A 22,393-nucleotide genomic window follows, 5' to 3' on the forward strand; every position below is an offset into this window, starting at 1 on the left:
CCTTCCCCTTAGACACTCTTTATAGTATGAATTTTCTGCTGCAGCCATTGCAAGGCCATAATGACGGGAGCATTCTTTAACCGACCGCCGGCAAGCAGCTCAGGCAGGTCTGCATAATTAAAAATATGCAGCTGAATATTTTCGCCTTCGTCCGGCCTGCCGAAAATGCCGCCATGTTCAGGCAATTCCGCCTGCGCGGCATACAAATGGAACAGTTCTGAACACGCGCCCGCCGAAGGATAGAAGCTGAACAGATGCTGCAGCGCATCCAGTTCACAGCCCGATTCTTCTAAGCTTTCCCTGCGGATGCAGTTTTCAGCAGATTCATCGCCATCCAATACGCCGGCAATAATTTCCAGCTGCCAAGGCGATTCGGCATCATCGATTGCGCCGATGCGGAATTGCTCAATTAAGGCAAATTTTTCCTGGTGGTCATGATAAATCAGTACGCCGGCAGCTTCCGGACGGTGAATCAGCTCTCTGTGAATGACCGCAGTGAACTGATCTTGCCCGAACAGGCGGTGCCGGAGGCTGACTTTTTCAACTTGAATAAAGCCTTTGAATTGATATTCACGCCCTTCAACAGTGAAATCTTTTTTGTTATATGAAGCTTGTTTAATAATATTCATATGCTTAAAAAATGCAAAAGGATGAAAACGGCCGTTTTCATCCTAACTGAGATTTAAAAGAACACCAATTTTTTTTTACGCAGTTACAGTTTGTGGTACAATTTTTGACCATGTTCATGGTAGGCCGTTTTCATGGCCTGCATGCCTGCATCAATGGCTGCGGGGCTTTCAGCAGCCAGTTTGGTATTTTGTTGATTTTGCGCGTAATCCCTGACATTTTGCGTGATTTTCATCGAGCAGAACTTTGGCCCGCACATGGAACAGAAATGCGCTGATTTATGCGCCTCTTTCGGCATGGTTTCATCGTGCATTGAGCGCGCTGTATCCGGGTCTAAGCTCAAATTGAACTGATCTTCCCAGCGGAACTCGAAACGCGCTTTAGACAGGGCATTATCGCGCACCTGCGCGCCGGGATGCCCTTTGGCAAGGTCTGCTGCATGGGCTGCGATTTTATACGTAATAATGCCGTCTTTGACATCTTTCTTATTGGGCAGGCCCAAATGCTCTTTCGGGGTCACATAACAGAGCATGGCTGTGCCGTACCAGCCAATCATGGCTGCGCCAATGGCAGACGTAATGTGGTCATAACCGGGGGCAATATCAGTGGTCAGTGGCCCAAGCGTATAGAAAGGCGCTTCTTGGCATACTTCCAGCTGCAAATCCATATTTTCCTTCACCATGTGCATTGGCACATGCCCCGGACCTTCAATCATCACCTGCACATCATGTTTCCATGCGCGGTGAGTGAGTTCGCCTAAGGTGCGCAGCTCGCTGAACTGCGCTTCATCATTGGCATCCTGAATGCAGCCCGGACGCAAACCATCGCCTAGACTGAAAGAGACATCATAGGCTTTCATGATTTCACAGATTTCATCGAAATGAGTATACAGGAAGTTTTCGGTATGATGCGCTAAGCACCATTGCGCCATGATTGAGCCCCCGCGGGACACAATGCCTGTCAGGCGATTCGCGGTCATCGGCACATAGCGCAATAGCACGCCTGCATGAATGGTGAAGTAATCCACGCCTTGTTCGGCTTGTTCAATCAGCGTGTCTTTGAAAATTTCCCAGGTTAAATCTTCAGCCACGCCATCCACTTTTTCCAAAGCCTGATAAATCGGTACAGTGCCGATTGGAACCGGTGAATTACGGATAATCCATTCACGGGTTTCATGAATATTTTTACCCGTAGACAAGTCCATGATGGTGTCTGCGCCCCAGCGGGTTGCCCAGGTCATCTTTGACACTTCTTCATCAATCGAAGAACCCAACGCAGAGTTGCCGATGTTGGCATTAATTTTCACCAGGAAGTTGCGCCCAATGATCATCGGCTCGCATTCAGGATGATTGATATTGGCAGGGATGATGGCGCGGCCTTCAGCCACTTCTTTACGCACAAATTCAGGGGTGATTTCCATGAGATTGCGTGCGCCAAAGTTTTGCCCTGCATGCTGGCGCATATCCACGCCTTCATGCTGGCGTTGATTTTCACGAATCGCAATGTATTCCATCTCAGGCGTGATGATGCCTTGTTTGGCATAGTGCATTTGCGAGACGTTGCGGCCTGTTTTGGCGCGGCGCGGTTTTTGGATATGGGCGAAACGGATGCCGGCAGTACGGATGTCTTTCAGGCGTTCTTGTCCGAACTTTGAGGTGAGGGTGTTCAACCGCTCGGTATCACTACGTTCAGCAATCCAGGCTTCACGGACATTGGGCAGGCCTTTATTCAGGTCAATCTGCACATTGGGGTCGGTATACACGCCTGATGTATCATAGACCATGATCGGCAGATTTTTTTCACCGCCTAAGCCGGTTGGCGTATCGGTGAGTGCAATTTCACGCATCGGCACTTGAAGGTCTGGGCGTGAGCCTTGGATATAGACTTTTTTCGATGCGGGCAATATGCGGGTCAGATCTTTGGCTTCTTGCTCGTGTTGAGCCAATTGATCAGCGGGGGATAGATTCGTTAACTGGTTCATTGCAATGATCCTTATGAATGACATCAACGAATCAAGCACGACCAAAAACGCTGGCGATTTCGTCCGTTTCAAGGTGTATCCAGCATGGTTTTGCTGTGAATACAGGTATTTCGACCTATGCCTCTGAAACAGTGAAATGCGGGCTTTAGTTTTTAGACTGGCTTGATTCCTACGCAGGTTTTAACCTGATCAGGTTCAACGGTACTCACTCTCAAAAACATCAAATGCTTTTAAGTGATCTCAGCGAGGGATTACTCGCGCTCCGTCAAGCGATGGGCAAATTTTAGCGCAGTCTGATGATAAAAAATAGTCAGGCCGCTTGAACTTGTGCAATAAGCAGATAAATTGCTCTGCTGCTGTAGACAGGGACGCTAAAGGCAAATGGCGTCTGAAAAACAGTCTTGTCTATAATGGGGGGCTGGATTGCGCAAATTCAGATACAGCTCCAGCTGCTGCCAAGGGCTTAACCCGGTTTGACCGCCAGCGGACTGAATGCGCTGTTCACCATTCATGTCTAAAAATTGCAGGAAACGGCTGGCTTGGCGGGTCAGCTCAGAATGCTGGAGGCTGGACATTTTATGCAGCTCTTCAATCGTGCTGGCCTGCACATCCTGCGGGTCGGCATAATTGCTGGATACGGGTGTTTTTTTTAAGCCTTTGAACAGGAAGAGTTTATACTGATACAGCAGGTGCTGTGCATCCTTCCGGTAAGAGCTTTGAGGATATGTGCGAATATAATCTTCCCAAAACAGCGCGCGCCGGGCAATTTCAAAAGGTTCAATCCTTAGCGACTGATTGGCGAATGCGGGTTCAATATTTTGCAGCGCTAAGTTTTCAATAAATACCCGCTCGGCTTCCGGCATGTAGGGCGAAAAAATTTTGGCGAGATAATATGGGCTGCGGCGGTAATGCACATTGGAAGATGCAGAATCCGCCAGCTCCACATAGGCCTGGCCTTGATGTTTCAGCAAATACTGATCGCGGATTGTCAGCTGTTCAAAGTGGCTTTGATGAATTGTTGGGTGCTGCGCGATGTCAAAGGCATATTGCTCAAAAGCCATTTGCTGAGGCGCTGTGCGGCTGACCTGCAGAAAGTTGCGGTACATTTCATTTGAGCGCTGGAGCATCTGCTGCTGTTTGGCCAAAGGCTGCAGCGGCAAGCAGACTTTTAAATCATGATTGACTTGTTCTAATGCAAAAGTGGTGCGCTGATTGTTGATTTCCTTCATGTTTTTTTCAAGATTTTGGCATAATGCGGACAAGTCAACAGCATCATGCCGTGCATGCGAATTTTCCAGCGGTTCTTTTAACGGCTGCGGTTCAGGCTGCTGCTCACAGCCCGCCAGCAAGAATATGCAGGAACATGCAAAGATCCGCTTTGCTGCGGTTAAACAACGCTTTGGCACAGGCACCCAATGAGGAAAGTTGAAAATACATTTGTCCGATAGAATGCCGATATTTTATAGCTGAAATTGCATCATACTGTGTAGTATTGTGAAGTTGTTTGTTACAGCGCCGTGTGTATGAGCATTTATTGCAGAAAAATGTGGCAGAGTTAGAAAAAAATGTATAAAAATTAATAAAAATCATACTGGAAATAGCGTAAAACAATTTAGGATTTGCTTAAGATTGATATTCAGTGCCTTGCCGGAAGATGGCTGGCTGTGATGGATTTACGAAAAAAAATGAAGATATGTTTTCTATTCAGCGCTTGCCTGCTTTGTGCAAGTTCCCCGTTGCTGGCTATGGATTTGGTGGACGCTTATGACCGTGCAAAGCTGGCGGATCCGAATTGGCAGGCAAATCAGCTGCAATATGAAGCGGATAAATTGAATTTAGGCATTGCCAATGGCAACCTGCTGCCGACAGTAACGCTCTCAGGCAATATCACCCGAAAGAATCAAAATGCCAATCAAAGCGGCGCAGCCATGGGGCTGTCCCTGCCGGACAGCAGCACCGCCAAGCAGCTTGCTTTGACGGCGCGTCAGCCGATTTTCCGCTGGGATGCATGGGAAGGCTTGAAGCAAGTCAAAACCTCGATTGACCTGAGTGAGATCAATTTGCGCTTGCAGCAGCAGGATCATATTCTGCAAGTGGCGGATGCCTATTTTAATGTGCTGCGCCAGCAGGCGCTGACTGCGGCAAATTTACAGGAAGAGCAGGCGCTGTCAGAACAGCTGAAAATGATGAATGCCAAGCTGAACGAAGGCCTGATTGCTAAAAGTGACGTCAGCGAAGCCAATGCGCAATATCAAAATGCGCGCGCCAACCGCATGGCGACCCATGTGCAGCTGATTTTAGCGCAAGAACAGCTGCAGCAGCTGGTTGGGTCATACCGCGATCATTTGGCGGTGCTGCGTGAGGATTTTCAATTTCAGAAACCGGTGCCGGATAATATGCAAGACTGGGAAAATCTGGCCATGAGCCAGAACCTTGGCATACTGCAGGCCAAAACCCAGCGCCGCTATGCTGAAGATGCAAAGCGTGTGGAAAAAGCAGCGCTTTACCCGCAGGTTGAAGCGGTCGGCACCTATGGCTACAGCAAGCAAAGCCCCGAATCCATCATGTCGCAAGACGGCCAGTTTGATCAGGTGGGCGTCGAGATGAACTGGAACATATACAACGGCGGGCGCACGCAAAAATCCATTAAGCGGGCAGCCATCAATGTGCAGAAGAGCGAGGCGCTGCTTGATGCCGCGGTGCGGAAGGCGGCAACGGATGTAAAAAAATCCTATTTGCAGGTGGAAACTGATCAGGCCAAGCTTCAGGCGCGCAAAGCGGCCATGGATTCCTCCGCCATTGTGTCTAAAGCTTCGCAAGCGCAGTATCAGGAAGGGCTGAAAACTATGGTGGATGTGCTTTTGGCGCAGCGCAACGCATTCTCTGCCAAGCAGGATTATTTGAACTCGAAATATGATTACCTGCTGCACGTCCTGCAGCTGAAAGCTTCAGTCGGGCGTCTGGGCGATAAAGATTTAGCTGAAATGAACGCATGGCTGGTCAGGCCTGCAGAAGCTGCTGTAAAGAAATAGCCGGCCGTCATAAAACTTTAACAATGATTATGCTTTAATATCGGCTTAAAAATCTGTCTCAATTCAGCTGCTGTGGAGTACATCCCTTGCCAAATAATCCTGTGTTGAATCACCATATTTCTTCACAATTTAATGAAGATTTACAGGATGTGAACACCAAATTCATGACCATGGGCGGTTTGGTCGAACAGCAAGTGGCGAATGCAATTCATGCGCTGCTGGATACAGATGCCGCCATGGCGGTTGATGTCCAGTTTCAGGACAATACCGTCAACCGCTATGAAACTGAAATTGATGAGGCTTTGACGCTGATCCTTGCGCGCCGCCATCCGGCCGCCATCGATTTGCGCATGGTGATAGCGATGTCAAAAGCCAATACCGATTTAGAGCGCATTGGCGATGAAGCGGCGAAAATTGCCCGCATCGCGCAGAGCCTATGCGAAGAAGGCGGCTCGCCGCGCGGCTATATGGAAACCCGCCACATTGGCAATCAGGTCCGCGTGATGATTCATGACGCTTTAGATGCATTTGCGCGCCTAGATGTTGATCAGGCGCTGAAAGTGCTGCTGGCGGATGCGGACATTGACCGTGAATACCAGTCAGCTACCCGCACTCTAATGACCTATATGATTGAAGATCCGCGCCATATTAGCCGCGTGATCAATGTGTTGTGGGTGCTGCGTTCTTTGGAGCGCATCGGCGATCATGCGCGCAACATTTCTGAGCAGGTGATCTATATGGTGAAAGGCTTTGATGTGCGCCATACCAGTGTCGAAGAAATTGAGCAGAAAGTGCAGCGTTAAGCTGAGAGAGATAAAAAAGCCTATCCATCGATAGGCTTTTTTTCTTTTGCGCGCATTGATGATTTTATTCGGGCGGCGCTTGCAGGTGGAATCTCTCTGTGGGCTTCAGCTGTGGGTTTCTTCTTCGGCATCATCTTCAAAGGTTTTGGCAATTTTCTCAATATTCAGGCTTTTGGCCATCGCATCAAAAATTTCTTTATACACGCCTTCCTGATGGTACAGCGCATCATGTTCGCCGTGTTCAGCAATGTAGCCTTCTTTCATCACATAGGTATAATCCGCATCAATAATTTGCGACAGGCTGTGCGAGATCATAATCACGGTGCGGCCTTGCTTGATTTCATCTAAGCTGTGCTTAATCTGCTCAGTGGCAATCGCATCCAAGCTCGCGGTCGGTTCATCCAAAAAAATAATCGGCGGATTTTTTAAGAACATGCGGGCGAGGGCAATCCGCTGCTGCTGTCCGCCGGAAAGCATGAGGGCATCCGCTTCATAGCCATGCGGCAATTGCAGAATCTGCTCATGAATCGAGGCTTTTTTGGCCGCGGCAACAACATCTTCTAAACGGGCATTGATTTTGCCGTAACGGATATTTTCAAAAATAGAGCCTTGAAAAATATGATTTTTCTGCAGAACCAATCCAATATGCTCCCGCAGGTAATGCGTATCTATGTCCTGAATATCAATACCGTCAAGTTTAATTGTCCCGCTGTCAGGCTCATAGAATTTATCCAGCAGACTGATGAGGGTGGATTTTCCTGCACCGGATAAACCGACCAGCGCTGTGATTTTATTCGGCTGTATGGTCATGTTGATGTTTTTAAGCGCATGATGCCCATTAGGATAATAAAAATCGACATTTTCCAGCTGAAATTCACCTTTTATGGCCGGTTTTTGCTGGCCAGTCGATTCAATTTCATCATCAGCTTCCAGTATTTTAAAGAAGCTTTCCGAGTAAATCATGGCATCATTGACTTCATCATAAATGCGGTGCAGTGAACGGATCGGGGCAGATACGTTATTGAACAGCAAGACGTGATACATGATCATGCCAATGCTCATCTGGCCGTCTAAAACAAAATAAGCGGTCAAGATGATAATCAGCACAATACCGATCTGTTCAATAAAGGTTTTCAGGCCATCAAACAAAAAACTGACTTGACGCGTCTGCATTTGATTGTCAGTCAGTTCTTTTTGCAGCTTCAGCTGTTTTTCTGATTCAATGCTTTCACGGTTAAAGGATTTGATGACCGTAATCGAGTTGATGATGCCTAAAATCCCTTGGCTTTTTTTCTCCCGGCCATCGCGTAAATTCCGGCGCCAGCCGCCCAATTTCTGCGCCTGTTTATACGTCAGCCAAAAATAAACCGGCACAATGCTGAGCGCAACCAAGCCGACATAAAAATTGGCGTAAAACATGAGGCCCAGCGCCACGATTGCGCTGGTGAACAACGGTAAAATATCAATAAAGAAGATTTGCACCAAGCGGGTCAGAGAACCGATGCCGCGGTCAATACGGGTCTGCAGTTTGCCGGCTTGATTATTTTCTTGATTGAAAAAGGACAATTGGTAGGTGAGGAATTTTTCAATGATGCCCTGCGCTAAATCCTGAGAGACAAAAATCCGCAGTTTTTCCCCATAAAATTTTTGCCCAAATTGCACAAAGGCATTCAAAATTTCCTTGCCCAGCAAAATCGCTGAAATGGTGATCAGAATGTGCCAGCCAGCTGCTAGGCCTTGGCCGGCTTCTACCAGTTTATTGATGCTGTCGACAGCATATTGCAGCGTCAGCGCATTGACCTGAGCGGTGAGAGAGCCAATTAAAGTCAAAATAAGGGTGGCAATAACCAGCACCCGATAAGGCTGGACAAAAGGCCGAAGTTTTTGAAACAAATGCCATAAATTCATAAGCAGTTATTTTTATTGTGAATCCTGTTGCTGAGTCTAAGCCTGAACATTTAAAGCGACAAGCTGTGACTTTGTATTAATTTGTGAAGCGGCATTTTTCAGTACACTATGGATTGAAATGCAGGGACTGGGTGCGGGCCATGACGCTGGAATTATTTGAACCAGAGCGGCGAGGCAATATTTTGCCGCGTGACGGCATTGTTGAAGATTATGGCTTAATTTTAAATCAAGCGCAGAGCGATCAGTATCTGCGCTACTTTCTGCACCATTTGGCTTGGCAGCGGGATGAAGTGGTCCTGCATGGGCAGCATTATATTACCGGCCGTAAAGTCGTCTGGTATGGCGATGAACATTATCAATACCGTTATTCCGGCAGCTTAAAGCAGGCGCAGGCATGGAATTCGGGGCTTTTCCGGCTGAAACAGCACATAGAAGGCCTGATAGGCCATCCTTTCAATTCATGCCTTGCCAATTTGTATGAGCATGGCCAGCAGGCTGTGGGCTGGCACAGCGATGATGAACCCTCTTTGGTGTCGAAAGCAGGGCATGAAACCGTGATTGCATCCTTAAGTTTTGGCGCTACGCGCAAGATGCGCTTTAAACATAAAGTTCAGCCTGAACATATTGATGTGCTGCTGCAAAGCGGGCAATTGATTGTGATGCGCGGACAAACGCAAAAATATTGGAAGCATTGCATCAGCAAAACAGCCAAGGTGCTGGATCCAAGGATTAACCTAACGTTCCGCTATTTTTTCCCCGGATGAGCGCCGGAAATTTCAGGCAAGAAAAAAGCCCATGAACATCATGAGCTTCTTGCTTCTGAGGGATGTCTTCATGTCGTTGCCAGCATGTCATGGAACATAATGGTTGTGAAGAATAATAATCATATTATGAGAATTGCATTTAAAATACAACGTATTTATTTGTTAAATCCGGATGAATTATTGGGCTGTCCAGATGTCAGATATTCGGCTGATCTGACAGCGTCATAAACTTCTTTTCAATTAAAGCGGCATTTTCCTGCAAAATTTCAATGAGTTTTTGCAAATTAACAAATTCAAAGCGGTTTTTTGATGCCAGCAGGGTCAGCGCTAAAGGCGGCTCTTTACTGGAAAACTTAACCGGAACAGACAGGCCCGCAACATTCGGGTCGAGTTCACCATTCGAAAAATAATAGCCTTGCTTTTTAATCTTCTTCATTTTATTGAGGAAATCATCCTCGCTATCGGCAAAACCTACTTCTGAAAGCTGAGCTGAATAACGCTGGTAGTAATCCAGAATCTGCTGCTTCGGCAGATATGACATCATCACCTTGGCTGAAGAGCCGACAAAGACAGGGCGCGGACAGCCGCGTCCATAGGACAGCAGCAGGGTATTCTTGAAGACTTCATCATGCAGGTCGATACAGGAATCATGATTCAGCAGCGTCAGCAGGCAAGAAAATTCGGTGCGTTCAACAATTTCATGCATAAACGGAATGCTGATCTGCACCAGCGGGTCTGTGGTGCGGGAAATATAATCTAAAACGGCAATTTTGGACCCCAGTGTGTAATCGCCTGAAGTTCCGCTCAGCCGCTGCAGCAGCTCTGCTGAAACCAGCTCTTTGAGATAGCGGTAGCTGGTGGGTTTGGAAAGGCCCAATTCTGCACTGATGGTATCTACATTGATTACTGGGCGTGATACTGAAAATAAATCGAGCACAGTGAGAATTTTACCAAAACTGGAGAGCGCCATATGAACCTGCTTGGTTAAACTGAAAGTCAGAAATTGAGATATACAGTGACTTTATAACAAAATGCTGAAGATTCTGCAGGACTTTTATGCGCGCAGTGCGGCAATTCGCATCATTCAATGCGCTGCATAAGAAGACTGATAAACAGGAATGAAATTGATCATTTTTAAACACTATTAATAGTTAAATTATCAAAATAAGATATTTTATTTGACATTGAGGCAGTTTTTTGAAAAAATTAATGCATAAAATATCCAATGATGAATAATTAATCTTCCCTTTCCTTGGGGCAAGTTTCTTTTTTGGCTGTTTTCCTTTGCTGAATGCTGAAAATGGCTTTCTGCTTTTCAGCACGCATTGCCCTTATTTTGAATGCATTTTTCCTCTCTTTGCCCTTTGGGCAGCGGATACGTCATTTTGATTGATTGAAATGGCGCGATGAAGCCATCTCAAAAATAAGCCTGCATTCACTGCCGAGAATCCCTATGCTGCTGATTAAACCTTTACTCGCATTTCGTCCAAATAAGATGGATTGGATTTTTGCGTCTAAAACATTCGCAGCTGGACTGCTGGCGCTGTATGTGGCGTTTGAGTTGAATTTGGCTTATCCCATCTGGGCGATTGGTACGGTTTTTGTGATTGCGAATCCTTATTCGGGCATGACATCGTCCAAAAGCATTTACCGGGTTTTGGGGACGCTGATCGGCGCCATTGTTTCAGTCATTGCGACGCCGGCACTGATCAATACGCCATGGCTCTTCACTTTCTTTTTGGCCGCGTGGGTCGGATGGTGCCTGTATTTTTCATTGCTGGACAGAACACCGCGAAGCTATGTGTTTATGCTGGCAGGCTATACCACGGTCATTATTGCCTATAACGCTGTGTATTACATCGACAGCATTTCAATTTTTGATATGGCGATCGGCCGTTTTTTAGAAATTACGGTTGGGGTGGTGTGCAGCGCTATTGTGACGACGACGATTTTTCCGATGCATATTGGCCCAGCCGTGAAAGTGCGGGTCAATAAAACCGTGCAAGATACGCAGAATATTTTCAATAAGATTTTACTGAATGAAAAACATCCAAGCCATTATGCCGAATCTTTAGGCAGCCTTGCCCGCGATATTGCCGATATTCATGGCATGGTGGTGCATTTGAGCTATGAAAAGTCAACGCTCAAAGGCATGACCAAACCGCTGCAGGAAATGCTGAATCAGATGACGATGCTGCTAAGCAATTTAGTCGCTATGTTGGAACGGATGAACCAGCTGGATGAGCCGTTTAAAGATCAGCATTTTCAGCAAGAAATGGCTTCCATTCATGCGCATATTCAGATGTTTATGCAGGATGATCTGGAAATTCAGGAACAGGATTTAAACCTGTTGCCGCCTGAATTTGAACCGGATTTTCATCGGCTGATGCAATTGGCGCCGCATGAACAGCAGATTATTCTGGCGGGTCTGAAAATGGATGTCCGGCACTATATTCAGAATATCCGGGCGATTCAGCTGATCTGGCAGCGCATTAACTGCGGCGATGCGGTATTGCCGGAATCTGTAACTGCCTTGACGACAAGTTATCCCAATTTGCACCGCGACCATGGCGTTGCGGTACGCGGCGGAATTTCAGCTTTTATCATTATTATCCTTGGAACCGGTTTCTGGATTCTCAGCGGCTGGAAAACAGGATTCATGCTGGCGGAAATGGCCGCGATCAGCGCCTGCATCTTAACGGCAATGGATAACCCGGTACCTGCTTTAAAAATGTTTATCCGCGGCAATATTTATGCAGCGTTTGCGGTTTTTATTTATGCCTACGGTATTTTTCCGCATGTCACTGCATTTTGGCAGCTGGCAGCGGTGCTGGCGCCGTTTGTGATCTTCTGCCTGCTTTTATTTCCGCATCCGCCTTTAGTCGGCATTGGGCTGCCGATGCTGATGGGTACCGTCATGGGGCTGAATCTGCAGAACCGCTACAGTTTAGATCAGGTTTTATTTTTCGATGCCTCTATAGGCACGGTCATTGGGCCGATTATTTCGGTTTATGTGATTCATTTGGTGCGCGCAATGTCGCCTGAAATGACGGTGCAGCGGATATTGTCTATGCATTACAAAGCAATCCGCCAAGCGCTGTACATCCCTTATGGCGTGCCGTTCCGCATCCATTTGCGCACAATGCTTGACCGTATCGGCATCTTAAACACCAAAGCTGTGCAGTCTGAGGCTTTAAAGCGCGATATTAATTTAGCCTTGATTGAGGCCAGCGCTGTGGTCGATTTAACGCGCCTGCAGGAGCTGATGCAGGAATTTCCCGCTGAACATGAACTGGCAGCCGGCTTGGGCGACTTGATTCAGCTGCTGGATGATTACTTCAGGACAAAAGAATGGATGCGCCCTGAATTGCCGCTGAAAGATAAGGTGTTACAGAAAATTGCGCTCTTGAAGCGGCGCAGCAATGAATTAAACAGCCGTGAAATAGCAGAGCGCCTGCTGGTGTCGCTGAACAATATCCAAAGCAGTTTATGCCATGTCCTGAGCAATGCTTCGGGCAACCCATCGAAAGCTGCGTCCAAATTAGATACCGAGCCTGCAGGAGTTCAGCATGGGTGAGATGAATATTTATGGGGTATATGTCCCCATGCTGCTGATACAGGCTATTGCTGCCTATGCCGTGCTGCGCCTGCTGATGCTGTTGTTAGATAAATGGGCCGAACAGGGCTGGATTGCCATGCCGAGCGTGTTTTATCTGTGCCTGTACATCATTCTGCTGGGCTGCGGGCATTGGCTCTGTGCTGCTGTGCTGTAAAAAAATTGAAATATTGAGGTGAAAAAATGACGTCTGTGAATGTGCGTAAATATGTGCGGCCCGTTCTCTTGCTGGCAGCTGCAGTGATGGCTTTGCTGGTCGCGCGCCATATTTGGAATTATTATAATTCTGAACCGTGGACACGGGATGGCCGTGTGCGCGGAGACGTCATTCAGGTGTCTTCCGATGTTTCCGGTTTAGTGACGGAAGTGCTGGTGCAGGATAACCAGTCGGTTAAAAAAGGCCAAGTGCTGTTTAAAATTGATGTGGCGCGTCAAGCGCTAGATGTAGAGCAGGCCAAATCAGAACTGTATAAAGCCAAAGCCGGTTTAGCTGAGGCTGAAGCAGCACTGGCGCAATCCAAAGCCAATCTGGTCAAGTCACAGGCGAATATCAACCTGGCGGATAAAAATGCAGCCCGCTATTCCAGTCTGATGGATGGCGCGATTTCCAAACAGGAACAGGATCAGATTTTTGCTGCGCGGGATGAATCTCATGCGGAACATCAGCAAATGGGCGCCGCCATCGAGCAGGCGCAAGCCAATATTGTGCAGCAAAAAGCCCTGATTCAGGCAGCCGCCAGCAATCTGCACTTAGCGCAACTGAACTTAAACCGCTCTGAAGTGGTTGCGCCGGCAGACGGAACGCTCTCCAATTTTGAACTGCAGGAAGGCAATTATGTCAAAGTCGGTCAGGCAGTCGCTGCGCTGCTGGATCGTCAAAAACTGTACATTGTTGGATATTTTGAAGAAACCAAATTGGATAAAATCTACATTGGCGCGCCTGCGACTATCCAGCTGATGGGGGATTCCACAAAAATCAAAGGCCATGTACAGGGGATTGCGAGCGGGATTGAAGACCGCGAACGGACTTCAACGACAGGGCTGCTGGCGAATGTGAATCCAACGTTCAGCTGGGTGCGTTTGGCGCAGCGGGTGCCAGTGAAAATCGCTTTGGATGAACTGCCGGGGAATCAGCTGGCCTTTGTTGCAGGGCGTACTGCGACGGTGCATATTGATGCTGCCGTCAAATAAGGACGGTTCAGCATTTCAAAAAACAAAAAAGCATCCGAAAGGATGCTTTTTTGTTTTTCAGCACTCAGCCCTTTACGGCGTTAGCCCTTCCGGATTGCGGTACCAGCTTTCAATAAATAACGCCGCCGCAATGCTGTCAGCCGCCAATTTTTTGCCGCGGCCTTGCGCTTGATAATGCTCCAGTTCGCCGCGCGCTTCACGGGTCGTCAGCCGTTCATCCACCATCAGTGTTTCAATATTGGTTTGATGGCGCAGCCTGCGGGCAAACTTGCGGGAACGGGCAGACAGTTCAGATTCAGTATCATCCATATTCAGCGGCAGGCCGACTAAAAATAAATTCGGCTGATACTGCTGAATGATTTTCAGCAGTTCATCCCAATTGGGAATGCCGTCTTTCATGGGAAACAGCGCCAAAGGGTTCGCGCTTTCAATCATGGACTGGCCCACCGCCATGCCCATTTTCTGTGTGCCGAAGTCAAACGCCATAATCATGTTCGGTGTATTTAAATCAGGCATGTCCAATCTCTGAAGATAACCAAATGCGGTCTACCCCCATTTTTTTATAGGCGGCATCCCAGCGCGCATCGTAAGGCAAATTAAAAATCAAATCCATGTCTGCATCACAAATCAGCCAATCGCCGCGTGAAATTTCCGCTTCCAGCTGATTTTTGTCCCAGCTGGCATAGCCCAGCGCAATTTGATAGCGGCCAACGCCTTCATTGTGCGCAATCGCATCCAAAATATCTTTTGAGGTGGTAATGCAGACATTTTCACCGACGGCAATAGAGGAATGCCAAGTCGGCTGGCCCGTATGCAGGACAAAGCCTGCTTCTGGGCGCAAGGGGCCGCCTTGCAGTACTGCATGCGGATTGACATTATCCGCATCAATTTCAAGGTCATTCAGCAATTCTTTAATTTGGATGCCTGAAGGCCGGTTAATGATAATGCCTTGAGCGCCGTCATGGTCATGGCGGGCCAAATAAATGACTGTATTTGCAAAGAAGTCATCTTGCATATCTGGCGGAGCAATCAGGCAGCGATGCGTCAGATATTGTTTAGACACCTAGGCCTTTCTCCTTATCTCGATCAGATGAATGTTAATAATTATGTATTTATCAACATACTAGACTAAGTCTGGTTCAACAATGAATTTTTGTATGAATTCTGGGTTTTCTGCTGCCGGCATACCTGCTGTACAGCTGCTGTAATCCTTGCGGTGCAGTCTGCAGAAAACCGGCTGCCGCTATACAGGCATTGTGAAATAAAGACGCCATAAAAAAACCTTCGAGGGTTTCAAAGGCTTTTACGAATTTGCTGAGGCGCCTGTTTCACTGCATTTAACTGTGCTGAAATTTCAGCTGGCGCAATTGGCGGGCGTGCTGCAGGGTGGTTTCATTAATTTCCACACCGCCAGTCATCCGCGCCAGTTCTTGAATGCGGCCGTCTTCCCCGAGCTCAAAGATGGTGCTGCTGGCGGGATCCGTCTGCTGTTTTTTCACCAGCAGATGCTGATCGGACTGCGCGGCCACCTGCGCCTGATGGGTGATGCACAGAATCTGCACATGTTCCGCCAAGCCAGCGAGCAAACGGCCGACAATTTCCGCGGTCCCGCCGCTGATTCCGACATCAATTTCATCAAAAACAATCACTTCAGCATCAGTTTTTTCAGCATTCATCACCTGCATAACTAAGGCGATACGGGAAAGTTCCCCGCCAGACGCAACGCGCGCCAGTGGCTGTGCAGGAATGCCTTTGTTGGCGGTAAACAGCAGCTGAATGAAGCTGAGGCCTTCGCTGGATGCATCATCAAGAGGCTCAAATTTAAATTCAAAATGCGCTTCAGGCAGCGCCAGCTGTTTTACCTGCTCCGTCAGCTGTTTGGCAAGCGGCGCGGCGGCCTCACGGCGGATGGCATCTAAATGCTGCGCTTTGGCTAAGAAATCCTGATGTGAAATTTCAACTTGTTCCGCCAAGGTTTCCGGATCTTCCAGCTCATGCAGCTGCTGCAGTTCAGCCTGCCATGCTGCATATTCTGTTTTCAGCAGTTCAGGCTGTGTGCGGTACTTGCGGGCAAGGCGGTGGAAAATTTCCAGCTGTGAATTCAGCTCTTCCATGCGTTCCGGATCAAAGCTCTGGCGGTCCATAAATTGGCGCAAGTTTGCTGTTGCATCTTCCAATTCGCTCTGCGCATTCAGCATAGAAGCATAAATTTCAGCCAGCTGTTCGCTGCGCCCCGCATGAGGCTCGATGCGCCTTAAAATAGATGAAATTTCCTGATTGATATTCTGTTCGGCATCATCCAGCGCAGCGAGGCTATAGCTGCAGTCTTGCATAATATGTTCATGATGGCTCAGGCGGTCGAATTCCTGCTCGATGTCTTTATAATCCATCTGAACCATCGGTTCGAGCTCTTCCAGCTGCAGTTCCAATGTGTCGATACGCTGTTTGCGGGTCGCTTGCGCATCCAGCGCTGCCTGATGCTGGCGGATATCTTTTTGCCATTTGCTATAGGCATCACGCACTGCTTGTGCAGGCGCGTAAAAATTGCTGTAGCGGTCTATCCAGTGTTTAGGGTAGGGCGGTTCCAGCAGCTGCTGCTGGCTGTGCTGGCTATATAGCTGAACCAGCAAGCGGCCGATTTCTTTCAACTCCGCTAAACTGCTTGGGCGCCCATTGATCCATGCTTTGCTGCGGCCAGTGGCGAAAACTACACGCCGCAGCAGCAGTTCACCAGATTCATCATCCAGTTCCTGTTTTTTGAGCCACAGCGCTTCAGGCGAATCCGGCTGATAGCTGAAGGTTGCTGTCACATCCGCTTTATCTGATCCAAAGCGCACATAATTGGTATCTGTGCGTTCACCTAAGCAAGCCGAAAGCGCATCCAGCAGCAAAGACTTTCCTGCGCCGGTTTCACCGGTTAAGACGTTGAAACCTTGTTCAATATCAATGGCTAAATGTTCGGCTAAAGCAAAATTGATCAGAGTTAAATGTGTCAGCATAAACGCATCCAAGCTGCGAGAAGTTCGAGTTTAAGATAGACAAGTTTTGTTTTTGTCACAAGACGGATTTTATTTTTAAATCACCGTAAACCTCGTAATTCTATATTAATTTCAACATAAAAATACACCTTCAGTATGATCCTCGGGTAAATCATCTCATACCGCGCAAAAATGTGCAGGCCAGCTTTAAAACGCCGGCTTGAAAATAAGCATCGGAAAATTCCAGCCCAGTGTGTACGGCTTGGGCTTGGCTGGGCCATTTCATTGATATGGCATGCCAGTCGGCAGCTCAGTTTTCAGATCAATTGCAGCGCTATCCCTCAAAAGCGCGCGTGGATCTGAAGCAGGCGGGAGTTTGCAGGGCAGCATAAAAAAAGAAATTTGTACTGCGGAATGACTTGTTTTAGACTCAATATCCATTGGGGTAACATCGCCTGCAATGCATGCAATCGAGTGCGGGCAGGCGGCATCTAATTCTTTGGTCGATCTGTATCAAAGATGGATTGATTCGTGCAGACAGCGCCATTAAACTGCTGTTAGCAAATACTATAAATATGCTTTATCTGGAGAAAATAAGCATGTCAGCTCAGTTTGATCATGTATCAGTCATCAAAAAATCAAATGTCTATTTTGGCGGTCTCTGCATTAGCCACACTGTGCAATTTGAAGATGGCACCAAAAAAACACTGGGGGTGATTTTGCCGACTGAACAGGCGTTAACTTTTGAAACGCATGTTCCTGAGCGCATGGAAATTATTTCTGGTGAATGCCGCGTGCAGATTGCCGACGGCGAAGAAAGCGAATTATTCCGCGCAGGCCAGTCATTTTATGTGCCGGGCAATAGCCGCTTTAAAATAGAAACAGACGAAGTGCTGGATTATGTTTGCCATTTAGAAGGCTGATTTATTCTAGGCGCTGAGCTGACTTAGGTTAAGAAATTTCAGTCTAAATCAGTTAAACTACGCATTAAGCATAAATCCTGTAAAGTTTGCTTTACAGGATTTTTCTTTTGAATGATCAATCAAAGTTAGAGGCCGTTCATGGCGAAACCTGAATATTATTATGGCGTACATTCTGTAGAGTCATTGCTGGAGCTTGAACCTGAGCGTGTTTTAACTTTATTCGCTTTGAAAGGCCGTGAAGATCAGCGCCTGCAGCGTATTTTTGAATTGGCGGAGCCCTTTGGCGTCAGCATTCAAAAAGCCAGCCGGGACACCTTGGAAAAATTGGCGGGCTTGCCGTACCATCAGGGTGTCGTGGCAGCTGTGCGCCCGCATCCCACGTTAAATGAAAAAGATTTAGAAGACCTGCTGACGGTATCCAAACAGCCTTTATTGCTGGCTTTGGACCAAATCACAGATCCGCACAATTTGGGCGCGTGCATCCGTACTGCGGCCGCGATGGGCGTTGAAGCGGTGATTGTGCCGCGTGACCGTTCAGCAAGCTTAACGCCAACGGCGCGTAAAGTCGCAGCCGGCGGAGCGGAAAAAGTAAAATTCATTCAAGTGACTAACTTGGCGCGCACCTTAGGGCAAATCAAAGAGCAGTTTAATGTTCAGGTGGTCGGCACCATGCTGGATGAGCAGGCATTGCCGATTCATCAGTTTGACTTTACCGGCGCTGCCGTATGTGTCGTGATGGGCGCGGAGGATACAGGCTTGCGTCCTATTACCCAAGCGCAGTGCGATCAAAAAGTCTATATCCCGATGGCGGGGAATTTGCAAAGTCTCAATGTGAGTGTTGCAACAGGCATGGCGCTGTATGAAGCCTGCCGCCAGCGCAATCACTGATTGTTCCACCCAAAAAAAGCTGAGAGCAATGTCCCCGAAAAGGCAAGGTTATCTATACGTTCTGATTACGATGTGCATTTGGGGCGGTTTTACCCTCACGGCGCGCTTGAGCGCCAATTGGGGAATCAGCGCTTGGGATTTAACCGCCTTGCGTTTTGTACTGGCCTTTATCATTTTAATGCCGATCTTGATCTACAAGAAAGATACGGCATTTTTATGCAAAAAGGAGCCGTTCATTTTAGCGATGCTGGGCGGCGTGATTTACTGCTTAACGGCTTACAGCGCTTTTCATTATGCCCCTGCAGCGCATGCGGCTATTTTTTTGAACGGCTGCATCCCGCTATGCACTGCCGTGGCGGCATATGTATTGTTTCAGCAGTCGTTTGACCGCCACACTTGGATCAGCCTTGTCATCATGGTGATTTCTTTGGGCGCTATGAGCTTCCTGATGTATTTGCAAACAGGGCAGGCATTTGGCTTGGGCGATCTGCTGTTTTTCCTCAGCGCCATTTGGTGGGGGATTTTCACTGTATTACTGCGTCAATGGAAATTATCGGCATGGCATGCCATGGCCGGTGTCGCGGTTTGGTCAGCGATCATCTATGTGCCGATCTATCTGCTGTTTCTGCCGAAACATCTCACTGAGCCAGATCCAGTCCATCTGATTTCTCAGGTGCTATTCCATGGAATCTTTGTGGTGATTATCGCAACTTTGACTTATGTTGAAGCGATTAAAAGGCTGGGCGCTTTTAAAACGGGCAGTATTGTCACTTTGGCGCCGTTTATCGCGGCTATTATTGCGGTGCCTTTGCTGAATGAGCCATTGAATATCGCGATTGTCTGCGGATTGGCGGGGATGGGGATTGGCGCACTGCAGCCGTGGCGCTGGCTGGTGCATCAAGATCCGCTCCAGCAGCAATTGAACGAACAAAAAAAGCAGTCAGATTAAGGCTGCTTTTTTAATGCCATGGCGAGATATTTTTCATGCATCGGCTGCAGATGCTGATATAAATGATCCAGATGGCCATCATTCAGCACAATATCATCTGCAATCTGCTGCTTGCGGAGGCGGGGCATTTGCGCTGCAATGATTTTTTTGATCTGTTCCTCATTTTGCCCATCGCGCTGCGATGCGCGCAAAATCTGCAGTTCTTCAGATGCATCAATCAGCAAAGTGCGCTGAGTCAGCTCATGCTGATTGGTTTCAAACAGCAGGGGAGAAACCAAGATGGCATATGGGCTGTCAGCTTGCGCCAGCTGCTGAATAATCGAGTTTCGGATGGCTGGATGAGTGATTTGCTCTAATACTTTGCGTGCTTCAGGTGCTTTAAAGATATGTTCACGCAATGCGCGGCGGTTGAGTTCACCATCTGCCTGCAAAACCCAATCGCCGAAAGCTTGATGGATATCCTTTAAGGCGGGCTGGCCTTTTTGCACTATTTCACGCGCGACGATATCGGCATCTACCACAACGATGCATTGAGATTCAAACCAAGCGCTGGCTGCCGATTTTCCGCTGCCGATGCCGCCTGTTAACCCCATCACAAAAGCCATGCCTATTCCTTATTGACCCAAATAAATTTTCATAATCTGCTCACCCCAGAGAAAGGCGATCCAGCCGGCAATGGCAATATAGGGGCCAAAAGCAAAAGGCTGATTTTCCTTGCGGATTTTCAGTAGGATAATGCCGATAATTGCGCCGACTAAGGATGATAACAGCACAATCAGCGGCAGCATCAGCGGCCCCATCCATGCGCCTAGCGCTGCCAGAAGTTTAAAATCTCCGTAGCCCATGCCTTCTTTGCCGGTCACAATTTTAAAGAGGTAATAGACAATCCAAAGGCAAAGGAAGCCAATGATATACCCCCAAATCGATGATACCGGAGAAGTATAGATAGCGAAGCTATTGATGCCTAAGCCTAAAGCCGCCAAAGGGAGCGTATAGCGGTCAGGAAGCAGCTGAGTATCAAAATCAATAAATGTCAGGGCGATTAAGACCCACGTGAACAGCAAGCCGAACATCATTTGCAGCGTTGGGCCAAAGACGGTGACGACAATCAATGAACATCCAGCGGTCAGCAGTTCAATCAGCGGATAACGGATGCTGATCGGGTTTTGGCAGGCGCCGCATTTACCGCGTAATATCAGCCAGCTGATCACAGGAATATTTTGATACCACCGAATCGGACTATGGCACTTCGGACAGGTTGAAGCGGGTTTGCTCAGCGTGATTTTGCTTTCATCAATAATCGGCTGTTCAGGATGCAGCAGAAACTGGCAATCAGTGCGCCACTCCTGTTCCATCATTTTTGGCGTGCGGTAAATAACCACGTTCAAAAAACTGCCTATGCACAGGCTGAGTAGGCCAACAGCAATATAAAGCGCTGTTGGATTTTCGATAAAATAGGAAATAATATTGGAGAACAATTTAAATTTAAGCCTTCTTAGATTTAACCAACCACAGAACCCATCTGGAAGATTGGCAGGTACATGGCAATCACTAAGCCGCCAACCAGCACACCTAGAATGGCCATAATTAAAGGTTCCATCATTGAGGTTAAACCGTCAACGGCATTATCGACTTCATTTTCATAATGCGTTGCCACTTTATCCAGCATGGCATCCAGAGCACCAGACTCTTCACCGATCGCCACCATCTGTACCGCCATAGAAGGAAACTTATCAGTCACCCGCATGGCAAACTGCAGCTGCTGGCCGGTTGCCACATCATCACGGATCTTCATGACCGCAGTTTCGTAGACGACGTTGTTGGTTGCGCCTGCCGTGGATTCCAGTGCATCAATCAGCGGAACACCTGCGGCAAAGGTTGTTGCCAGTGTGCGGCTATAGCGTGCGATAATCGCTTTATATACCAAGTCTCCAAAAATCGGCGCTTTCAGCGCAGCTTTATCCAGAAAATCTCGGAATTTTTTGCTGCGTTTTTTGGCTTCTAAGAAACAGGCAATGACCGCAGCGACAGCGATAATGAAAATAAACCAATAGCTTTGAAACCAGTTGGACATTGCAACGACCATTTTGGTAAATGCAGGCAATTCCGCACCAAAGGAACTGAAAAGACCTTCAAAAACAGGGACAACTTTGACCATCAAAATAATTGTCACAATAATAGCTACAACAATAACTGTTGCAGGATATTTCATGGCTTTTTTAATTTTTTGCTTCAGCAGTTCACTTTTTTCTTTGTAAATCGCTACACGGTCCAGCATGGTTTCCAGTGCGCCGGACTGTTCGCCTGATTCAACTAGAGAACAGAATAGGTTATCAAAATACTGCGGATATTTACGCAGTGCGCCGGCAAAAGTATTGCCGCCTTCCACTTCGCCTTTAATCCCTAAGACAACTTCACGCATAGATGGGTTTTCGAGGCCTTCTGCAACAATTTCAAAACCCTGCACCAAAGGAACACCAGCTTTCATCATCGTCGCAAGCTGGCGGGTAAAAATAGTGATGTCCAGTGTAGACACTTTCTTTTTCATCAATCCTTCGAGAATGTTCTTGCGCTTCTCCCGAATATTCTTAATGGTGATGCCTTGCTTGCGCAACGTCACTTTTGCCAGCGCCATGTTGCGCGCCGGCAGTTCCCCCTTAAGTTTGGCCCCTTTACGGTCAATCCCTTCATAACTGAAGGTTGGCATCATCTGCGCTTTTTTGACAGCCATGA

General features: G+C 47.7%; 20 protein-coding genes and 1 riboswitch. Of the genes, 9 read left to right on the plus strand and 11 right to left on the minus strand.

The genetic code is table 11. The features are described 5' to 3' along the window. Positions 1-8 precede the first annotated feature (8 nt). From JZ784_RS12430 to JZ784_RS12440, 3 genes are all read right to left on the minus strand, one after another. Complete coding sequence (locus JZ784_RS12430; RefSeq protein ID WP_346315085.1) at positions 9-629, minus strand: NUDIX hydrolase; 621 nt, start codon at positions 627-629, stop codon at positions 9-11. Between the two features lie 83 nt (positions 630-712). Beyond that, the gene (gene thiC, locus JZ784_RS12435) at positions 713-2,608 is read right to left on the minus strand and encodes a phosphomethylpyrimidine synthase ThiC (RefSeq protein WP_346315086.1); all 1,896 of its coding nucleotides are present in this window, start codon (positions 2,606-2,608) and stop codon (positions 713-715) included. 149 nt (positions 2,609-2,757) lie between these two features. Then, a riboswitch (TPP riboswitch) is annotated at positions 2,758-2,883 on the minus strand. A 96-nt stretch (positions 2,884-2,979) separates the two neighbouring features. Further along, positions 2,980-4,014, minus strand: a complete 1,035-nt coding sequence (locus JZ784_RS12440) for a hypothetical protein (RefSeq protein WP_346315087.1) — start codon at positions 4,012-4,014, stop codon at positions 2,980-2,982. Between the two features lie 279 nt (positions 4,015-4,293). Between JZ784_RS12440 and JZ784_RS12445 the strand changes: the two genes are divergently transcribed. Beyond that, entirely contained in the window at positions 4,294-5,640 is a 1,347-nt protein-coding gene (locus JZ784_RS12445) for a TolC family outer membrane protein (protein WP_346315088.1), read from the plus strand. A gap of 86 nt (positions 5,641-5,726) precedes the next feature. After that, positions 5,727-6,443, plus strand: coding sequence for a phosphate signaling complex protein PhoU (phoU, locus tag JZ784_RS12450; protein WP_005013328.1), 717 nt, complete (start codon positions 5,727-5,729; stop codon positions 6,441-6,443). Positions 6,444-6,548: 105 nt separating this feature from the next. On the opposite strand, the gene JZ784_RS12455 is transcribed toward phoU, so the two are convergent. Then, positions 6,549-8,351, minus strand: coding sequence for an ABC transporter ATP-binding protein (locus tag JZ784_RS12455; protein ID WP_346315089.1), 1,803 nt, complete (start codon positions 8,349-8,351; stop codon positions 6,549-6,551). Positions 8,352-8,491: 140 nt separating this feature from the next. Here JZ784_RS12455 and JZ784_RS12460 point away from each other — a divergent pair, with 140 nt between their 5' ends. Next, a complete protein-coding gene (locus JZ784_RS12460; protein ID WP_005013324.1) occupies positions 8,492-9,115 on the plus strand; it encodes an alpha-ketoglutarate-dependent dioxygenase AlkB in 624 nt (207 codons plus the stop codon). Between the two features lie 196 nt (positions 9,116-9,311). On the opposite strand, the gene JZ784_RS12465 is transcribed toward JZ784_RS12460, so the two are convergent. Then, positions 9,312-10,085, minus strand: a complete 774-nt coding sequence (locus tag JZ784_RS12465; protein ID WP_130144047.1) for an IclR family transcriptional regulator C-terminal domain-containing protein — start codon at positions 10,083-10,085, stop codon at positions 9,312-9,314. Between the two features lie 483 nt (positions 10,086-10,568). Here JZ784_RS12465 and JZ784_RS12470 point away from each other — a divergent pair, with 483 nt between their 5' ends. From JZ784_RS12470 to JZ784_RS12480, 3 genes are read left to right on the plus strand one after another with little or no spacing between them, the layout of a single operon-like run. Further along, positions 10,569-12,692: an FUSC family protein gene (locus tag JZ784_RS12470; RefSeq protein WP_346315090.1), complete on the plus strand. Its 2,124-nt coding sequence runs from the start codon at positions 10,569-10,571 to the stop codon at positions 12,690-12,692. Further along, complete coding sequence (locus JZ784_RS12475) at positions 12,685-12,888, plus strand: DUF1656 domain-containing protein (protein ID WP_346315091.1); 204 nt, start codon at positions 12,685-12,687, stop codon at positions 12,886-12,888. The genes JZ784_RS12470 and JZ784_RS12475 overlap by 8 nt, the downstream gene beginning before the upstream one ends. Before the next feature lie 26 nt (positions 12,889-12,914). Continuing rightward, positions 12,915-13,922, plus strand: a complete 1,008-nt coding sequence (locus JZ784_RS12480; protein WP_346315092.1) for an HlyD family secretion protein — start codon at positions 12,915-12,917, stop codon at positions 13,920-13,922. Positions 13,923-13,994: 72 nt separating this feature from the next. Here the strand turns inward: JZ784_RS12480 and ruvX are convergent, their stop codons facing one another. The 3 genes from ruvX to recN all read right to left on the minus strand — a co-directional run bounded on the left by ruvX (position 13,995) and on the right by recN (position 16,921). After that, positions 13,995-14,438: a Holliday junction resolvase RuvX gene (gene ruvX / locus JZ784_RS12485; protein WP_346315093.1), complete on the minus strand. Its 444-nt coding sequence runs from the start codon at positions 14,436-14,438 to the stop codon at positions 13,995-13,997. Continuing rightward, the gene (locus JZ784_RS12490; protein WP_005013310.1) at positions 14,431-14,985 is read right to left on the minus strand and encodes a YqgE/AlgH family protein; all 555 of its coding nucleotides are present in this window, start codon (positions 14,983-14,985) and stop codon (positions 14,431-14,433) included. The genes ruvX and JZ784_RS12490 overlap by 8 nt, the downstream gene beginning before the upstream one ends. A 274-nt stretch (positions 14,986-15,259) precedes the next feature. Then, on the minus strand, positions 15,260-16,921 hold the full coding sequence (recN, locus tag JZ784_RS12495; protein ID WP_346315094.1) for a DNA repair protein RecN: 1,662 nt from the start codon (positions 16,919-16,921) through the stop codon (positions 15,260-15,262). Positions 16,922-17,499: 578 nt separating this feature from the next. On the opposite strand from recN, the gene JZ784_RS12500 reads away from it, so the two are divergent. From JZ784_RS12500 to JZ784_RS12510, 3 genes are all read left to right on the plus strand, one after another. Further along, positions 17,500-17,823 (plus strand): pyrimidine/purine nucleoside phosphorylase, encoded by a 324-nt coding sequence (locus tag JZ784_RS12500; protein ID WP_005013307.1) that lies wholly within the window; start codon positions 17,500-17,502, stop codon positions 17,821-17,823. A 138-nt stretch (positions 17,824-17,961) separates the two neighbouring features. Further along, on the plus strand, positions 17,962-18,711 hold the full coding sequence (gene rlmB / locus JZ784_RS12505; protein ID WP_005013305.1) for a 23S rRNA (guanosine(2251)-2'-O)-methyltransferase RlmB: 750 nt from the start codon (positions 17,962-17,964) through the stop codon (positions 18,709-18,711). Positions 18,712-18,739: 28 nt separating this feature from the next. Beyond that, positions 18,740-19,660 carry a DMT family transporter gene (locus JZ784_RS12510; RefSeq protein ID WP_219190545.1) on the plus strand — a complete coding sequence of 307 codons (921 nt, stop codon included), beginning with the start codon at positions 18,740-18,742 and terminating at the stop codon, positions 19,658-19,660. On the opposite strand, the gene coaE is transcribed toward JZ784_RS12510, so the two are convergent. From coaE to JZ784_RS12525, 3 genes are read right to left on the minus strand one after another with little or no spacing between them, the layout of a single operon-like run. After that, positions 19,657-20,265, minus strand: a complete 609-nt coding sequence (gene coaE / locus JZ784_RS12515; RefSeq protein ID WP_346315095.1) for a dephospho-CoA kinase — start codon at positions 20,263-20,265, stop codon at positions 19,657-19,659. The genes JZ784_RS12510 and coaE overlap by 4 nt on opposite strands. A 9-nt stretch (positions 20,266-20,274) precedes the next feature. Next, complete coding sequence (locus tag JZ784_RS12520) at positions 20,275-21,138, minus strand: A24 family peptidase (protein WP_346315096.1); 864 nt, start codon at positions 21,136-21,138, stop codon at positions 20,275-20,277. Between the two features lie 23 nt (positions 21,139-21,161). Next, the gene (locus JZ784_RS12525; protein WP_346315097.1) at positions 21,162-22,391 is read right to left on the minus strand and encodes a type II secretion system F family protein; all 1,230 of its coding nucleotides are present in this window, start codon (positions 22,389-22,391) and stop codon (positions 21,162-21,164) included. Between the last annotated feature and the right edge of the window lie 2 nt (positions 22,392-22,393).

This window comes from Acinetobacter sp. CWB-B33 (assembly GCF_039655955.1).
GTDB lineage: Bacteria > Pseudomonadota > Gammaproteobacteria > Pseudomonadales > Moraxellaceae > Acinetobacter > Acinetobacter bouvetii.

Coding starts and splice junctions, on each gene's coding strand:
- JZ784_RS12430 (WP_346315085.1), bottom strand. CDS start 629: ATGAATATTATTAAACAAGCTTCATATAACAAAAAAGATTTCACTGTT.
- thiC (WP_346315086.1), bottom strand. CDS start 2,608: ATGAACCAGTTAACGAATCTATCCCCCGCTGATCAATTGGCTCAACAC.
- JZ784_RS12445 (WP_346315088.1), top strand. CDS start 4,294: ATGAAGATATGTTTTCTATTCAGCGCTTGCCTGCTTTGTGCAAGTTCC.
- JZ784_RS12455 (WP_346315089.1), bottom strand. CDS start 8,351: ATGAATTTATGGCATTTGTTTCAAAAACTTCGGCCTTTTGTCCAGCCT.
- JZ784_RS12460 (WP_005013324.1), top strand. CDS start 8,492: ATGACGCTGGAATTATTTGAACCAGAGCGGCGAGGCAATATTTTGCCG.
- JZ784_RS12465 (WP_130144047.1), bottom strand. CDS start 10,085: ATGGCGCTCTCCAGTTTTGGTAAAATTCTCACTGTGCTCGATTTATTT.
- JZ784_RS12470 (WP_346315090.1), top strand. CDS start 10,569: ATGCTGCTGATTAAACCTTTACTCGCATTTCGTCCAAATAAGATGGAT.
- JZ784_RS12475 (WP_346315091.1), top strand. CDS start 12,685: ATGGGTGAGATGAATATTTATGGGGTATATGTCCCCATGCTGCTGATA.
- JZ784_RS12480 (WP_346315092.1), top strand. CDS start 12,915: ATGACGTCTGTGAATGTGCGTAAATATGTGCGGCCCGTTCTCTTGCTG.
- ruvX (WP_346315093.1), bottom strand. CDS start 14,438: ATGCCTGATTTAAATACACCGAACATGATTATGGCGTTTGACTTCGGC.
- recN (WP_346315094.1), bottom strand. CDS start 16,921: ATGCTGACACATTTAACTCTGATCAATTTTGCTTTAGCCGAACATTTA.
- JZ784_RS12500 (WP_005013307.1), top strand. CDS start 17,500: ATGTCAGCTCAGTTTGATCATGTATCAGTCATCAAAAAATCAAATGTC.
- rlmB (WP_005013305.1), top strand. CDS start 17,962: ATGGCGAAACCTGAATATTATTATGGCGTACATTCTGTAGAGTCATTG.
- JZ784_RS12510 (WP_219190545.1), top strand. CDS start 18,740: ATGTCCCCGAAAAGGCAAGGTTATCTATACGTTCTGATTACGATGTGC.
- coaE (WP_346315095.1), bottom strand. CDS start 20,265: ATGGCTTTTGTGATGGGGTTAACAGGCGGCATCGGCAGCGGAAAATCG.
- JZ784_RS12525 (WP_346315097.1), bottom strand. CDS start 22,391: ATGGCTGTCAAAAAAGCGCAGATGATGCCAACCTTCAGTTATGAAGGG.